This window comes from Streptomyces sp. NPDC008313, assembly GCF_042956125.1.
Taxonomy (GTDB): domain Bacteria; phylum Actinomycetota; class Actinomycetes; order Streptomycetales; family Streptomycetaceae; genus Streptomyces.
In genome coordinates this window covers 1-16,289 of sequence record NZ_JBIBFR010000008.1, presented here as the reverse complement: position 1 = coordinate 16,289, position 16,289 = coordinate 1, and the positions used below count along the sequence as shown (strand labels likewise).

The window sequence follows — 16,289 nt, the reverse complement described above, 5'->3', positions numbered from 1 at the left end:
GTACGGGCAGTTGAGCAGGGCGCAGGCGGTTGATGACGCGCTGGACCTGTTCGCGGCGCTGATGGCGAACCGGCTGATCAGCCTGGCCCGTCGGGCGTCGGACCGGGGTCGTCTCGCGATGCTGCCGCAGCTGGAGAAGGCGGCCCGCATCCTGGCGAAGGCGTCGAAGATCCTGACCGAGGAGCTGGAGCCGGTCGCCGAGGCCGGGACGGACCTGGACGTCGGCGCGTTGTGGGCGGCGGTCGAGGAGGCCCTGCCGCGTACGGCGGTCGCGGGGGCGGTCGCGACAGTGGAGGCCTTGGTGCCGGAGGACGACGGGTCGGCCGAGGCGGCGATGCGGGAGAAGCTGGCCCTGCGCTACAACACCGTCCGGCCGTACCTGTCTCTGCTGGGTGAGTCGGACGCGCTCGGCGCGGCCCCAGCCGGGTGGCGGGTGCTCACCGCGGTGCGTCGGCTGCCCGCGCTGTCGCGGCGGCGGATCAAGAACCGGCCGCTGCTGCCCCGCGAGGTCGACGCCGAACTTGTGCCGGTGATGTGGAAGCGGGCGGTGTTCTCCAACTCGAAGCCGCCGCAGGGCGCGGTCGACCGTGACGCGTACCTGATGTGCGTGCTGGAACAGCTGCACCGCGGGCTCACCCGGCGGGACGTGTTGGCCTCGTCGTCGAACCGGTGGGCGGACCCGCGCGCGAGGCAGTTGGACGGGCCGCGGTGGGAGGCGATGAAGGCGGACGTGCTGGCGGGCCTGTCCCTGTCCGAACATGCCGCCGAGGACCTGGACCAACTGGTCCAGGGTCTGGACGCCGCGTGGCGACAGATGGCCGACCAGCTTCAGAGGCCGGTGACGACGCGAAGGTGGAGGTCGTCGTCCCCGAGGGCGGCGGCAGGGCCAACCAGCGGTTTTGGCGGGTCGACCTGCCTGACGACGGCGGTGAGCCGGCCACCGGGTACGGGCCGCTGGACGACGTGGCCTGCAACAAGGTCAACCTGAAGAAGATTGCCACGCACTGGCCCGACATGCTCCGCGTGGCAGGGTCGCTCATCACCAATCAGGTCCGCGCCTACGATCTGCTGCGGATGTTCGGCCGCGAGGGCCACCCGACCCCGCTGGGGGTCGCGTTTGCGCGATCTGCCACGGCGGCCGCGGCCAGATCCCAGCGCAAGAAAAGAATGCTGATCGCAGAAAACGTGGCGCTCGCCGACCGACCGTGGCCCCGACGAGTCGAGAGCAGGAACCTCAGCGGGACAGCAGCCCCCGGATCGCGGCCGCGATCTCGTCGGGTGCCTCTTCGGCCATGAAGTGCCCGGCGCGGGTCAGCCGGTGGTTCAGGTCCGGCGCCCACGCCTTCCACACCCCGGCAGCGTCGTAGCCGAGCTGCGCGCCCCAGTCCTGCTGGACGACCGTCACGGGCATGGCCAGCTGCGACCCGGCGTCCAGGTCCGCTTGGTCATGCATGACGTCGATGTCTGCCGAGGCCCGGTAGTCCGCGACGATCGACGTCACTGCCGTGGCGCTCGCGCGCAGGTATTCGGCACGTACATCCTCGGGCATGGTGGTCGGGTCGTTGGCCCAGGCGTCGAGGAACGAGCCGAAGAACGCATCCGCGCTGCCTGCGATCATCGCCTCCGGCAGGCCCGGCGGCTGCGCCATCAGGAAGAGGTGGTAGCCGACCGCGGCCGAGGCGCCATGCAGGACGTTCCACATGTCGAGCGTCGGCACGACGTCGAGGATGCCCAGGTGCGTGATGGTCTCAGGGTGGTCCAACCCCGCCCGGAAGGCGACCAGGGCGCCCCGGTCGTGGCCGACGAGGGCAAAGCGCTCGTGGCCGAGCGCCGCCACCAGGGTCACGACGTCGGCGGCCATGGTGCGCTTGGCGTACACATCGGGGTCGGTGGCCGCCGGCTTGTCGCTGGCGCCGTAGCCCCGCAGGTCAGGACAGATCACTGTGTGCTCGTCGGCGAGCCGCTCGGCGACGTGTCGCCACATCAGGTGGGTCTGGGGAAAACCGTGCAACAGCACGACCGGGCTGCCGCTGCCGCCGACAGCGACAGCCAGCTCCACACCGTCCGTACCAGGCAGGCGGATGTGATCGAAGCCAGGAATGGTGCGCGTCATGAGGGACCACCCTTTCGGGTCGGGGACTTGACCGGATCAGCTTGGGCGACGGCGATCAGCAGCCGATCAGTACGGTTGGGCGCAGCCGGCCCCTGGCACGGAGGATGGGGGCATGCGAATCGACGTGCTCGGTGTGGTGCGGGCCCTCCACGACGACGGCAGCCCGGTTGACCTGGGCGGACCCCGGCATCGTGAGGTACTCGCCCGGCTCGTCGCCGCCGAGGGACGGATCGTCACCACCGACACCCTTGTCAATGACCTGTGGACCGATCCACCTGCCCGCGCCGTTGGCGCTTTGCGTACGTTCGTCGCCGCGCTGCGCCGCGCCCTCGAACCCGACCGACCGCCCCGCAAGCCGCCACGCGTAATCCTCACCGAAGGTCCCGGCTACGCGCTGCGCCTGCCCCGCGAGCACGTGGACGTCCATCGGTTTCAGGACATCCTGGCCCGAGCCCGTCGCAACCCCGCAGCGCTGACCGACCTCGGCGCGGCACTCGCGGTCTGGCGCGGACCCGCCTACGCCGATGTGACCGGCTCCACATGGGCGCAGCGCGAGCGGACCCGGCTGGAGGAATTGAGGTTGGAGGGGGTGGAACTGCGCGCCCGCATCCTCCTCGACTCCGGGGAAGGGGCCGATCTCGTCGCCGAACTGGGTGCCCATGTCGCCGAACACCCGTGGCGCGAGCCGACCTGGGAGCTGCTTGCCCGCGCGCTGTACCGCGCGGGCCGCCAGGCCGAGGCGCTTGCCACCCTCCGCCGTGCCCGCGCGATGCTCGTTGACCAACTCGGACTCGACCCCGGTGCCGACCTTCAGCGCCTGGAGACGGACATCCTCAACGGGTCCGCGCCCCCCGAAGGAGCACGTACCGCGTGGACCGGCCCTGGTGTCCGGCTCGGCCCGCGCACCACCGTGGATCTGGCCCGCACCCTCGCACTGGCGGGTGGCGACGCCCTCGTCCGCTCGCGGCGCGACCGCCTCGCCGCCATCCAGGCTGCGGAACGCACGGGAGACCTCTCCCTGATCGCCCGGATCATCGGCGCCTACGACGTGCCCGCCATCTGGAGCCGGGCCGACGACCCCGAGCAGTCCCGCGCCGTCGTCGCGGCTGCCGAGCGCACGCTCACCGGGCTCGGCCCAGACGGCCCCGCCGACCTGCGCGCCCGGCTCCTGGCCACGGTCGCCGTCGAGAGCCGCAGCGCCGATCTGTCCGGGACCGAGCTGAAGCACGCGCAGCAGGCGGCACGTCAGGCCGAGGAGCTCGCATGGGACCTGGCCGATCCCGCCCTGCTGGCCTTCGCCCTCAACGGGGTGTTCCTGCAGTCCTTCAGCAGCCCCGGGCTCGCGGCGGCACGGGACAGGACCGGCGCCGAGATCCTCGACCTGGCCACCCGGCACGAGCTGCCGAACTTCGCCGTACTCGGCCGACTCGTCCGCCTGCAATCCGCCTCGGCCCTCGGCGACCTCGACGCCGCGACCTCGCACGCCAAGGCAGCCGACCAGCTCGCCGCCACCACCGAGGCGCCCCTCGTCTCCGTCCTCACCGGATGGTTCAGGGCCCGGGCCACGGCCGCCCGCAGCGCCGAACCGGGCGGACCGACCGCCGCCACGGCAGCAGCGCACTACCGCGCTGCCGAGGACACCCTCCGGACGGCCGGAATACCGGGGCTGCACCGCGGCCTGTTCCCGCTCGCCCTCCTGGGACTGCGCCTGCTGCACGACCGGCCCGCGCCCACCGACCCGCACCTCGACTGGGGCCCGTACCGACCCTGGACGCGACCCCTCGTGCTGCTCGCCCAGGACCGGGGCGAGCAAGCCCGTACCGCCCTTGCCGCGATGCCCGAACCACCGCGTGACCACATGCAGGAGGCAATGTGGTGCCTGACCGCCCGCGCCGCCGTACGCCTCGGCGAGCGCGGAATCGCCGCACACGCTGCGGCTGCCCTGCGTGATGCCTGTGCAGAACACGCCGGCGCCGCTAGCGGAATGCTGACCCTGGGCCCGGTGGCGCGGTACCTGGCAGAGGCGGAGGCATGCGCCGGAGCGGGATAAGCGACCGCAATCCGCGAGCCCCGGGCCCGTCCGCGCTCACCCCACGGCCCCGGCGGAATCAGTCAGCGGGTCGAGCACATCGGCCAGGCCCACACGTCTCTGGTGAGCACGCTTGCACGGAAGGGGGCAGAACATGCATGCGGGCGTGGCCGAGGCAGTAGTGAGTCAGTGGAACGGTCTCATGTGTTGAAGGACTGACTAACTTAATCATGTACATGACAGTGACCGAAGCGACCGAAGCTCCAAATAGGGGCGAGGCGGACGCGCCGATGCAATCGAAAGCAACCACGGACTTCGGTCGCTTCAGTCGCTCTGCTCTCGCAAATAGCCTCTGAACTGGCCTTTTCCACTACCCCAGCAGGGACTCCCCCTGCCGCTACGGGCGTCCCGTCGTCACCGTCCCTGGGCGCTTGCAGCGGTCCGGACGACTGCTGCAGCGACCGGATCTCAGGCGACTTCCACGGCAGTTGGTCGTATGACCACGCCGATCAGTTCCCCGCGATGTCGTGGAGGGCCCGCGGGAGTGCGCTTGGCGCAGGTGGGTGACCCGCTGCTTGAAGGCATCGTTCCGGTAGTTCTGCACCGATGGGTAGAAGCGGTGCAGGCGTCGCACGTACTACGGCCCGGCTTCCGGAGTCGCTCCTCCGGTCGCCGCGACGGCGTACACACATCTCGCCCGCTGATCCCGGCACGCGGTTCGGCACGGTCAGGACCTCGGCGCCCCATGACAGGGAGCCAGGCCCTTTGCCGTCCGTGCTCGTCGCCGCCTACACGTCCCGCCGTCCCGGCAGGAACTGGTCCAGCGCGACCGCGAGGAACTTCGTGTGGTCCGGAAGACCGGACTCCGTAACCAGGCGGTTGATGATCGAGCGCTGCGCCCGCGTCGGCTTGTACTGAAGCTGTACGGGGCCCAGTCCTCGCAGGTCGGTGTCGTCCGGCTTGACCGTGACGGCGAACAGCTTCGACTGGAACTTGGCTGGCCTGCGGGCGTCCTCGACGACCTGCGCGAGCCCCTTGTCGGCGGCCGCCTCAACGGCGAGCAGCACGATCCGGGTGTGCGTGATGTCGTGTTGCTTGCGGTACTTACGGAACCGCGCAGCCACGTTCTGGGACACGTAGAAGCCGACGGGCTTCGCGGTGTCCGCGTCATTGAGCGGCTCGGGCTCAGGTTCCGCCACGGCAGGGCGGGCGGGCTGCGCGATCACCGCCGGCACGGCCGACGGCGTCGGTACCACCGGGGCGACGGGCTGCGCCTGTGCAGGGGCGGAAGTCGCCCAGCCGGCGAGGGCGTTCGACTGGGCGCCGCCGCCTCCACTGAACAGGCTGCCGACACCCTCGTCGGACATGCTCTGCTCCGTGTCCTCGTCCACCTGCTTCTTGCCCTTGGGCGGGGTCATGCGGCTGCTTCCTTCCTCAGTTCGAGTGCCCGAGCGAACATCTCTTCGGTGAATCCTTCGTAGTCGCCGACCAGGCCCTCGACGGTCTCCGGGATACTGCGGTCACCTTCTCTGCGTTGGTCGGCCAGTTCCTGTACCAGTAGCCCTCGTTTGCGTACCAGCCGGGCGACGGACTCCGTGTGCCCGATGAGGTGCTTGAACATGTGGGCCTCCTCGCCGAGGACCTTCTGCACCTGCCGCCGTACGTCGGAGTGGATGCCTGTGTAGGTGCGCCCGGTGTCGAACAGCAGCACCCCAAGCAGTTCCAGATGCGGATTGAGCTGGCTGACGAACCTGACGTACGAGAACTCCAGGCCGATCTGCGCCAGTCCGTCTTCCGCCCCGCCGTCGCTCTTGACCGGAATGACCAGCCAGCGCGCGGTCGACAGTGCCAGACGCTGCAACGACGGATTCTCCGGCGGGGTGTCGAGAACGATGATCTGGTACTCGTGGGCGATCGGCAGCAGGCAGGTCAACAGCCGCAGATACGCGTGGGGCCCCTCCTTCGCGAGGAGGGTGTGGAAGAAGATGCCGAACTCGTCACCCAGGGCAGGTCCGCCCATGACGACGTCCAGGTTCTCCCGGACGTTTCGCTGGGGCTGGAGCGGGGTGCCGGTGCGCAGGGACTCGAGCAGCCCCGCTCCCCCGTCGTTCCACTCGGCTCGCTTGTAGCCGAGCTCCCGCGCGATGTTGCCCTGCGCGTTGCAGTCGATGATCAGCGTACGCAGGCCACTGCGTGCTGCCTTCCCCGCGGCGTTGGCCGAGACCGAGGACTTGCCTACGCCGCCCTTGCCGTTGCCGAACATGAAGATGTGGGACAGCGCGCTCCACGGGATCGGAGGCAGGTGCGACTGGCTGTCTGGTGCCGCGAAGGGACTGGACATGGGTCCTCTCAGTCTGGTTCAGGCCCGAAGACGGGTTGGAGTGTGTCCCATTTCAGTGGGGTTTGCCTGGTCGAGAATTCTCTCAGAAGGATTCTGCGCTTCGGACCGGCCGACCCTGGCCCCAAGTACCCCCCGGAACGCATCTCTGGGACCCGGCAACCCCCTCTGCGACTCCATCGGAGCAGGCCAACAGAGGTTCTGGTAGTGGGCCTCATGCTTGTTCACCCGCATCCTTCCCCGCTCAGTCACCTACTCTTCAACAAGCTGGACTGTCAACCCTTCTGCCAACGTTGTGCCCATCAGTCTTCACCCCCTGGGACTTCACAGAGATGCTCACCTTCAGCGCGGTGGAGGCACAGAGAGATGCACAGACTAGCAGGGCGACGTCCAGGAGCGTACGCCAACACGTGGATGGGCAGACGGGCATTCAAGGCCGCTCGCTGGCTGGCCGGTTGAGTCCTTCGCCTGGCTGCGCATCAGTCTGCCAAGTAGTCAGTTCCCACGCAGGAATCCGCACAGGTCATCGAACAGCCGATCAACCAGTTGGGCGTGCTAGTCCCCCAGGATGTCCCCTGGCCCACAGTCAGGCGGACAGTGGCACCGAGGTGCTGATCCGCACCGAAGCCCGCAAGGAGGCCTGTGACCAGGTATGCCCTCCGGCGTTCAGCCTGGCCGCCGTTCTCCCCTACCGTCCTGCTGACTAGCAGGACAGGATACGTGCCGACACCTAAGTGGATACTCGTACAGCTCACTCCCCCTGCTAGCGATCCAGTCAACTTGTTGTCCAACAGGCAGGAACCCTGCTCTGCACCCCACTCGACCAACGGACCCGCAGACCGGCGGACAGTCTCATTTCGATATGTGTCTGTCAGCGGGTGAGCAGTCGGGCCAAGCACCCAATTTCCATCCAGACATGCGGCCCTGCCGCTCCCTTGGTAAGTGGGCAGGGAGACAGTCACACAAGGCTTCCTGCAACCAGTGCGACAAGAACGCTCACACGCTGCCAGACGGTATGTCGGATGTGTTACTTGGCATGCGTCCTGGTCGGCACAGTCATCTGGAAGCGAGCACCAGATCCAACCCACCTGCCGACGCTGGCACTTGCTGCGAGCCTGATCGGTGTGCCTGTTCGTCTGCACACCTGTGTATTGGCTGCTGCACGGCCTTGTGAACATCACTTTGAACAGGCCCGCATCCCTGCGCGACAGCAACCGAGCATGTGGGGGTGCACGCCTGGGTCCATACGAGCTTGCGCTTCGGCGTGCCTTCGTACGTGCAACTGGGCTTTTCATCCTGCCTTTGTCAAGGCAGCGGAAAGGGTAGGGAAGCAGATCGATTGCTACACCTTGACCAAGGGGTTCATTTCTACCGAGATCTCGATGAGTGCTCACGCGTGGGTTGGCACCTAGAATCAAGGCTGCTTCCGTGCAAGTGCAACCGTGTGAGAAGGTGCTTGTCCGCAAGCTTGCTCCCATGTTTGCAGCCTTGTTTGTTTCCCCTGGTCAGAGCAGCTTTTCTGCCCGATGCGTGCGGCTCATCATATGCCAGTTCCGCTGCTGAGAGCCATCGCTGGGACTCATGTTTGACGAGTACTCAAGAGGCTCTGACCTGGGCTCAGTGGCCTCACCTACCGTTCTTCGGACGACCGTCAGTCAGATCACGGTTACCGTATGAGGCGTCCATGGGAAGAACTGTGCGATCGGGTCGTGGAGGGTTCAGCGCTTGTCCTGAGAGCCTACTGTCGCGCCGGGCAAGCTCAGAGGCAACCAAGAGCACCTGACCGACACTTCCTTCGGACCCAAGTCACGGGCCCATGCTGGATCTGGCATCACACTGATTCCTCCGTCGAGGGCAGTCGCGCATGCGCGGAACCACTCAAGTACCTTGAGGCCACGTGATCTGACTCCTTCGGGCGGGCAGGAGCGAGCGGCACGAAGGTCAACGAGGTGACGTCAAAGGCGATCCACTCCTCTCCGAGGGACCCGGAGCAATCAGCGCCAGCAGCTGCCGTCCGATGTCCTCGCAGCCCTCACCGTCGACGCCTCGGCTGAGTTCTTCTTACTCCACGGAAGTGATGTCGACGAATACTGTTCGGCCCACTCCGCGTACTAGGCGGTTCCCCGCTCCTGGTGGTATGCCGCTCCTGGAGCGCTGCAAGGCCAGTCGGACACCTTGCACCGCATACTCCTTCTCCTCCAGGCACTGTCAGGGCGACTCGCAGATCATCACGTGCCTGCTGTGAAGCGTCTGCAGTTCACAGCAGGCGGCCGGTTCAACGGTGGCACGCGGTCTCGCCCAGCGTCACAGCCGTCGGAGGCAACGCCTGATCTCAGTGCAAGCGGCCTGCGCGGAACGGACAACCCGGTGGCGTCCCAGAACGGAAGGGCGGCATATGCGCCGGGCCGAGAGGTAGCCGGTGCTCCGGCAGGTGGTTCATCGGTGCCAGGTGGTACTGAGAGACGGAGCCGCCGGGAGCGTTCGTCTTTGGTGTCACGGTCCGCCCAACGACCGGTAGCGCGACATGTCTCGCCTTGGTTGTTTCTCATTGCAGAGTCAACACCTGAAGGAAGCGCGCACACGATCTCCTGCCGACTGCCATGGCAGGCCGCTTCCGTTTCTCCTGCCTTGCGTGGACTGTCGTCATCCATTCCGGCTTCCGGCTCTTGACCCGATGCGTGGTCGCAGCCGCGTCCGCTGGAAGGCCTTCTCCGGAGACGTACGAGATGGGGGAGTGGTGGTGCCGAGCGGGGGCCCGAAGGAGGGTCCGATGGCTGCCTCCGTCATCGCCGTCATCTCCGAAAGCGGTCCGGCGCTCCGGTCGAGGGGGGTCTGCGGCCCGTGAACGCACATCAGTCGGTACGTACGCCACGCCGACGCCTCACGAAGCCGAGCCGCAGGAGTTCCCCACCGGCCGGGCGCACTGGAGGGGATGTCCGTACTGCCGGGCGTGGGGGAGTGGGGTTATCCAGGAGGGGGCCGGTCGTGGTGCCACCCCATGGCCAAAAGCCCAGTGAAGGCGCGACGTGCAGCCGCGGGGAGAGTGCCCAGCAGCGGGGAGTGGACCTGATATCCGGCATCGGTCAGCTCCTGCGAGCTGAGCGCGAGCTGAGCGCTCAGAGGCTCTCAGAGAACTCATTGATGATTCAACTATTTTGTAGTGGTGTTCGCCGGGAGAGGTTAAGGGGTGCGGGCACCGTCTCTGTCAGCACTGGGCGGGAATCGCCGCCACCTCCTGAACTCCCTCGGGGGACGGCCGGCGTTCGCCATGGCGTGAATCGCCGGGTGAACCGCGAGTGCTCCTTCACCGTTCACGCGATGACAGGCCCGGTGGCTGGCGTCCTGCCTGTATCGGGCACCGCGGGAACGAGAGGTACCTATCACCGTGAACATCGCACTGACGGCGGTGGCCGCACTGTACGGAGGAGTCTTCCTGATCAGCGGCCTGGGGCAGTTGGCGGGCCGAGGGCTGCCCCGTACCCCCGCCGCCGCGTGCGGCTTCTCCCCGGCGGGGTGCCGGGGCGTCGGCGTCCTCGAACTACTGGGCGGCACCGGTCTGTTGCTCACGCATTTCACCCCGCAGGTGGGGGTCGTCTCCGCGCTCGGCCTGTTCCTGCTCACCGTCGCCGCCTTCACCTACCAGAACTGGTATCAGGCGCGCGGGCTTCGCCTGTGGGCGCCTGCCGTGACAGCCGCAGTCATGCTGGGTGCCGCCGGGGGGTTCGCTCTGCGCAGCGTCGGCTGAGCCGTCGGCGGCTCGCACCGCCCCCCTCGCACCCGCCCCCTGCGCACCGCCCCCTCGCGGCTCTCACCGGTGCCCTGAGCCGTCCTACCCCGACCACAGGGTAGGACGGCCGGTGCGACTCCGGCAGGCGGTACAGCTCCGGCCGGAGTCGCGCCACGTGTGGGAGGGGGCCCCACCCGTGGCCGAGGGCCGGGAGTCACCCGGCATCAGGGAGCGTCGTAGGGCGACACCCGAACGTGGCGGCCGAGGCCGTGCCCCCTGCTGTCCACACCTGTCACAACGGTCGTACGGGGGATCCGGTTCACCGGATGCGGGAATGAAATCCGATTCCTTGTCGCGGCGGCCTGCCGCGTCCTCACGCCGGGGGAGTGTCCACCGGGCTGCCTACAGCGCGCCGGGCTGCCGCCGGGTGTGGTGGGCCGTGGCGCATCAGAAGGCCGCCCCCACCACCGTCCGCACAGAATGTCGTTAGACTCCTGTTTCGTGGATATCGGCTGGCTGGAGAGTTTCCTGGCACTGGTCGAGCACGGGAGTTTCACGCGTGCCGCGGAGGCGCAACACGTGAGTCAGCCCGCGTTCAGCCGCCGCATCCGCGCGCTCGAGAGCTGGTTCGGCGAGCCGCTGGTGGACCGCTCGACCTATCCCGTCGGTCTCACGCCGGCAGGCGTCAAGGTCCGCGCCGGCGCGATCGAGACCGTGGCAGCGCTCGGCGCGGTCCGTGACGAGATCCGAAACCGGCAGCGGGCACCGCGAGGCGCCGTGCGGGTGGCGGTCACCCACACGTTGGCGACGACGTTCTTCGCCCAGTGGTGGGCGCGCTGCGGCGATCCGGGGCCGGTACCGTGCGTCCTGCTGCCGTCCAACACGCTCGACGCCTACGACGCGTTGTTCCACGGCGGCTGCGACCTGCTGCTCGCCTATTCCGATCCGGCTCTTCCACTGAGCATCCCGGTTGCCGACGTCGAGTGGATGGTGGTGGCGGAGGATGTTCTGGCACCGTACGCGGCGGCGGTGGCCGACGGCCGGCCCGGCTTCTCGTTGCCCGGCACCGCCGGCAGCCCCGTGCCGATGGTCACCCACAGCCAGGGCGCGTTCCTGGGGCGGGTGACCGAACGGCTTCTGGCGGAGCAGGATCTGCACGTCCTGCCCATCGCGCAGAGCGACTTCACCTCCGGGCTGGCGGCTCTCATCGGTGCGGGCATGGGCGTCGGCTGGCTGCCCGAACGTCTGGTGGCCTCCGAGCTCACCGCCGGCACACTGCAGCGGGTGGGGGACCCGTCGCTGACGGCGAGACTCGAGATCCGCCTGTACCGCGTCCGGTACGACAAGGTGCCGGCGCGCGCGGCCGGTGTCTGGCACCGGGCCGCCGAACTCGCGGCGGAGGACTCCTGACTACTCGGCCTCCCGAGATGTCTCCGCCCCGACCCGGCATTCCCGGATGATCGCGTCGGCCAGCAGATCGGTGGGGTCGAGGAGAGCCGCCTGCCGCCCCTCGGGCAGGTGATCTGCCGCGAGGGGGAGTTCGGTGCAGGCGAGGACGACCAGGGGCGAACCGTTTCCGATCATGGCGCCCACGGCGTCGTCGAGGTGCCGGCCGGCCGCCTTCGGGTCACCCTGCTTGACCTTCAGGATAGCGAAGTCCACCTGCACCTGCGTCGGCTCCGTCGGCAGTGCGACATCGAACCGAGCACCCCGCAGGCGGTCCTGGTAAAGACCGGTGGACAACGTTCCGCGGGTGCCGAGCAGTCCTACCCGGCCGACGGCCCCGGCCCGTCGCTCGAGTTCGGCGACGGTCTCGGCCACCATGTCGAGGAACCGCAGGCCCGAATCCTTGACGAGGTCCGGCAGGAACGCGTGCGCGGTGTGGCACGGCAGCACGGCCAGGGTCGTGCCGAGCGTACGCAGCTGCCGCGCTCCGGCCAGCATCGCGGGGTAGGGGTCGCAACTGCCGTCGAGCACGGCTCCGACACGGTCGGGGACGGTGGGATCGGCCCAGATCGCGACGCGGAGGTGGTCCTGGTCGCGGGTCGCCGGGGTCCGTCCGATGAGCTTGGCGTAGAACTCAGCGGTGGCGGCCGGTCCCATTCCGCCCAGGATGCCCACCAGATGGCCGGGCCGGAAGACACTCACGGCGTCTGGAACGTGGAGCGGTAGCCGAACAGGGCCGCGCTCCCGCCGGTGTGCAGGAAGACGACGTTGTCGTCCGCGGAGAACCGGCCCTCCGCGATGTTCCCCAGAAGACCGGCGAAACCCTTCCCGGAATACACGGGGTCGAGCAGGATGCCTTCGCACGAAGCGGCGAGCCGGACCGCCTCGACCATGGAGTCGGTCGGAACCCCGTATCCGCCGCCGACCCAGCGGTCGTCGACCAGGACGTCCTCCCTCGTGACCGCGCCCTCGGCCCCTATGAGGGCGGCCGTGCGTTCGGCGAGGCCGAACACGGCGTCGATCTGGGCCTGCTCGTTCTGCCGCACGCTGACTCCCAGGACCTTCGCCGGGCTGTGCGCCGCACGGAATCCCGCGACGAGGCCCGCCTGAGTTCCGGTGCTTCCCGTACCGTGCACCACCCAGTCGACGGCGACGGGGGCCGTCTCGAGTTCCTGAGCGCACAGGACGTATCCCACCGCGCCCAGCGGGTTGGACCCGCCGCCGGGGATCACGTACGGCCGCTTCCCTCGCACCCGCAGCTCGTCGGCGAGCAGTTCCATCACCTCCTGCATGTCGGTCCCGGGCGGTACGCGGTCGACGACCTCGGCGCCGAGCAGCTCGTCCAGCAGCACGTTCCCGGAGAGCTCGTACTCCTCGTCCCGCGTCTGGCGCTTCTCCAGGAACAGCTTGCACTCCATGCCGGCGAGAGCGGCTGCGGCGGCGGTCTGCCGGGCGTGGTTCGACTGGGTGGCACCCTGCGTGATCAGCACGTCGGCACCCTGCCGGACCGCCTCTCCGACCAGGAACTCCAGCTTCCGCGTCTTGTTGCCGCCGGTCGCCAGCCCCGTGCAGTCGTCTCGCTTGATCCAGAGGTGGGGAACCGAGGAGTGACGTCGGCGCAGGAGGGCGGTCAGCCGCTCCATCGGCTCCAGCGCGGTCGGGAAATGCCCCAGCGGAAAGCGTGCGAAACGTGCCGTCTGAACCATGGAATGTTCCCCTTCGTGGCGCCTCGGACGAATGCTTCGACAGTTAAGCCTCCGGAGTGATCGGCTGTCCAATGCCCTTCGTGACCAGGGCTATGCACAGGACGCATGAGCAGTTCGTCCCCCGTTCTTGACCCGGTGAGCACTTTCCAGCCAAATAGCACCTCACAAGGCGATGGAAGGAAACTGTGGCTCATGTGGAATTCGAAAACAGCCGCCGCGCCGGATGCCGGCCGTGTCGAGCACCGCAGAAGAAGGATCTCGATGCCGCCCCTCGGTGTGCAGGTGCTGGTCGCACTCGCGGTGGGAGCACTGCTCGGCTTCGTCGCGCCGGGATTCAGTGACCAGCTGAAGATCATCGGAGACGGGTTCATCCGGCTGATCAAGATGACCATCGTCCCCCTGATCTTCCCGCTCATCGTCGTGTCCATAGCGCGCATGGAGTCGGCGAAGACTGTGGGGCGCATGGCGACCAAGGCGCTCCTCTACTTCGAGATCGTCACCACGGTCATCCTCGCGCTCACCCTTTTCGTGGCCTTCGCCACAGGTATGGGAAATGGAGCGGATCTCGGATCGGTCGTTCCCGCCGATACGGGCAGCATCGGGAAGAGTATCGATCTGAAAACCCTCTTCCTCGACATCATCCCCGACAACGTCTTCGCCTCGGCGAGCGAGGGAAGTCTGCTGTCACTCCTGTTCTTCGCGGTCTTCCTGGGGATGGCGCTGACCAGGATCGGAGACAAGGCAAAGCCGGTGGTCGCCGTATTCGACGCCGTCGCAGACGCGATGTTCCAGGTCATCACCTGGGTGATCAGGCTGACTCCGCTGGCCGTCGTCGCGTTCGTCGCCTACAACACTGCCCACTACGGCTGGGACCTGGTGCAGAAGCTGGCGGTGTTCGTGGTCGTCTTCTACGCCGCTGTCGTCGTGGTCCTCGTCGTGGTGTTCCCGCTCATCGCCCTCGTGTTCCGGGTCCCCTACGCCAGGATGCTGCGAGCGGTCGCGGACCTCGTCTTCCTGTCGTTCGTGACGCGCAGCGCCGAGGTGGTGCTGGCGCCCCTCATCGAGCGGCTCGACCACTTCGGGGTCGACCGGAAGGTGTCCTCGTTCACGCTGCCCCTCGGCTACTCCTTCAACGCCGACGGCGCCACGATGTACGAGGGCCTGGCAGTCGTCTTTCTCGCCCATGCCTACGGCGTGGAGCTGACGATTCCACGCCTGCTGACCACCCTGCTGGTGCTGATGCTGCTGACCAAGGGCATCGCCGGCGTGCCCTCGGCCTCGATCGTGGTGCTCTTCTCGGCGGCGGCGACGATCGGCCTGCCCGCGGAGGGCGTCGCCATCCTGCTGGCCGTCGATTTCGTGGTCGACATGGCGCGGACCGCTCTGAACGTCACCGGCAACTCGCTGGCCGCTCTCGCGATCGCCAAATCGGAGGGCATGTTCACGGACCCGGAGAAGGCACGGGCCACCGAGCCCGCCCCCGCCACCGAGCCGGTCGACGCCTGAGACGTGGCGCCGGCCGTTCCAGAAGCGGCCTTCGCCGTGGGACGGGCCCGGGACCCGTTTCCTCCGGCGGTCGTCGTGCTCGACGCATCGGCGGAGCTCGGCAGGGCGGACCAGGGCGGCCGGTGATGTGTGGCGGGCAGGCAGGACAGCCGGAACCGAACCGGATCCGCCTCGCCGGAGAGCCACTCGGCCGGCTGCCGGGCCTCCGGGCCTCCGGGCTGCCCGGAGGCCCGGAGGCTCCGGACCGTCGGCGGCCTGTCGGAATCCGGAAGCCCCCAGGGGCCGGTGGCCGGTGGCCAAGTGACTGCTCAGTCGTAAGCCGCCGAGTCGGGTATCTGCCTGACCTGGGCAAGCGTTGTGGCCGAGGCGCCTTGAGGCAGGCATGGACATCGGCGGGGCATCGTTCCCCGCCGGGTTGGAGCTCCCGTTCCCCGCCGGGGTGGGCCCCCAGCCCGGCGGGCCCACTCCTGAGCCCTTCCGAGCGAGCGACAGCTCTCGCCGGGCACGGAACCGGTCGAGGCGTTGCGCGCCCCGTCCTGACGGTCGGATCCCCATCACGGCACGTCTGGGACGACGGGGTCGTCCGCGACCGCGAGGACCTCCACCAGGCGGTTCAGCTTGCTGCGAGCACGGGCGGCGTCGATACGCGGCACGGTGACCCGGGCCGTCGCCTGCGGAGAGGACCGGGACGCATACGACAGTTGGGTCACCGGAATGGTGCCCAGGGTGGAGGTGACCCGGCGCAGGGACCCGGGGGTGTCGTGCAGGGTGATCGTGAGTGTGCAGTCGGTCGCGCTCTCGCCCGTGTCGTCGGGACGGTGGGCGGAGTGCCGCAGCAGACCATAGGTGTAGGACTCCTGGAGCGCTTCGCACGAGGCCGCGATGATGTTGTCCGCGACGCCGACGGTGTGCCACACGTCCCGGCCGTCGGTGACGCTGATCAGAACGCGGATCCGGGCCCCCGTACCGCGGTGTCCCTCGAGGATGCGGACCTTGTAGTCGACCAGCTCGAACCGGCGCGCCTGGGGGTATGCGTGCTGCAGTGCCTGACGGAGGGCCCGGTCCAGGGCGTTGACCGGGCCGTTGCCCTCGGCCGTCGCTGTCGACCGTCGGCCGCGGGCGACCAGTTTCACCGTGGCTTCGCTCTCCTGCTCCTGTCCGCCGCTCCTGCCCTCGCTGATCACCCGCCAGGACTCGAACTCGAAGGAGGCGCCTGAGCGACTGGACACCTCCGCGCGCAGCAGCAGTTCGAAGGAGGCGTCGGCGGCCTCGTAGGTGTAGCCCTGGAGCTCGCGTTCCTTGACGCGTGCGACCACCCGGCCGACCAGCTCGCGGTCGCCGCCGAGGTCGATGCCGAGTTCCTTGCCCTTGAGCTCGATGGAGGCGCGGCCCGCCATGTCGGAGACGAGCATCCGCATGGTGTT

Annotated in this window: 10 protein-coding genes and 1 pseudogene; 5 read left to right on the top strand and 6 right to left on the bottom strand. The window is 68.3% G+C overall.

The features are described from left to right. Positions 1-19: 19 nt before the first annotated feature. Positions 20-1,122: pseudogene (locus ACFY93_RS12525) on the top strand (Tn3 family transposase); the annotation flags it as partial. 112 nt (positions 1,123-1,234) lie between these two features. Here ACFY93_RS12525 and ACFY93_RS12520 read toward each other — a convergent pair. Beyond that, a complete protein-coding gene (locus tag ACFY93_RS12520; RefSeq protein ID WP_391356880.1) occupies positions 1,235-2,113 on the bottom strand; it encodes an alpha/beta fold hydrolase in 879 nt (292 codons plus the stop codon). A gap of 112 nt (positions 2,114-2,225) precedes the next feature. Between ACFY93_RS12520 and ACFY93_RS12515 the strand changes: the two genes are divergently transcribed. Then, positions 2,226-4,163 carry a BTAD domain-containing putative transcriptional regulator gene (locus tag ACFY93_RS12515; RefSeq protein WP_391356878.1) on the top strand — a complete coding sequence of 646 codons (1,938 nt, stop codon included), beginning with the start codon at positions 2,226-2,228 and terminating at the stop codon, positions 4,161-4,163. Positions 4,164-4,930: 767 nt separating this feature from the next. On the opposite strand, the gene ACFY93_RS12510 is transcribed toward ACFY93_RS12515, so the two are convergent. Continuing rightward, complete coding sequence (locus ACFY93_RS12510) at positions 4,931-5,560, bottom strand: hypothetical protein (protein ID WP_391356876.1); 630 nt, start codon at positions 5,558-5,560, stop codon at positions 4,931-4,933. Then, positions 5,557-6,483 (bottom strand): AAA family ATPase, encoded by a 927-nt coding sequence (locus ACFY93_RS12505; RefSeq protein WP_391356874.1) that lies wholly within the window; start codon positions 6,481-6,483, stop codon positions 5,557-5,559. Before ACFY93_RS12505 ends, ACFY93_RS12510 begins: the two co-directional genes overlap by 4 nt. Positions 6,484-9,865: 3,382 nt before the next feature. Here ACFY93_RS12505 and ACFY93_RS12500 point away from each other — a divergent pair. Together ACFY93_RS12500 and ACFY93_RS12495 are read left to right on the top strand one after the other, a co-directional pair. Continuing rightward, positions 9,866-10,225, top strand: coding sequence for a hypothetical protein (locus ACFY93_RS12500; RefSeq protein WP_391356871.1), 360 nt, complete (start codon positions 9,866-9,868; stop codon positions 10,223-10,225). Between the two features lie 483 nt (positions 10,226-10,708). Next, positions 10,709-11,617, top strand: coding sequence for a LysR family transcriptional regulator (locus ACFY93_RS12495; RefSeq protein WP_391356869.1), 909 nt, complete (start codon positions 10,709-10,711; stop codon positions 11,615-11,617). Here ACFY93_RS12495 and ACFY93_RS12490 read toward each other — a convergent pair whose 3' ends face one another. Further along, on the bottom strand, positions 11,618-12,355 hold the full coding sequence (locus tag ACFY93_RS12490; protein ID WP_391356868.1) for an amino acid racemase: 738 nt from the start codon (positions 12,353-12,355) through the stop codon (positions 11,618-11,620). Beyond that, entirely contained in the window at positions 12,352-13,359 is a 1,008-nt protein-coding gene (locus tag ACFY93_RS12485) for a D-cysteine desulfhydrase (protein ID WP_391356866.1), read from the bottom strand. The genes ACFY93_RS12490 and ACFY93_RS12485 overlap by 4 nt, the downstream gene beginning before the upstream one ends. 192 nt (positions 13,360-13,551) lie before the next feature. On the opposite strand from ACFY93_RS12485, the gene ACFY93_RS12480 reads away from it, so the two are divergent. After that, positions 13,552-14,865: a cation:dicarboxylate symporter family transporter gene (locus tag ACFY93_RS12480; protein ID WP_391356864.1), complete on the top strand. Its 1,314-nt coding sequence runs from the start codon at positions 13,552-13,554 to the stop codon at positions 14,863-14,865. Positions 14,866-15,419: 554 nt separating this feature from the next. On the opposite strand, the gene ACFY93_RS12475 is transcribed toward ACFY93_RS12480, so the two are convergent. Then, on the bottom strand, positions 15,420-16,289 hold an 870-nt coding region (locus ACFY93_RS12475; protein ID WP_391356862.1), incomplete at its 5' end, for an alpha-isopropylmalate synthase regulatory domain-containing protein.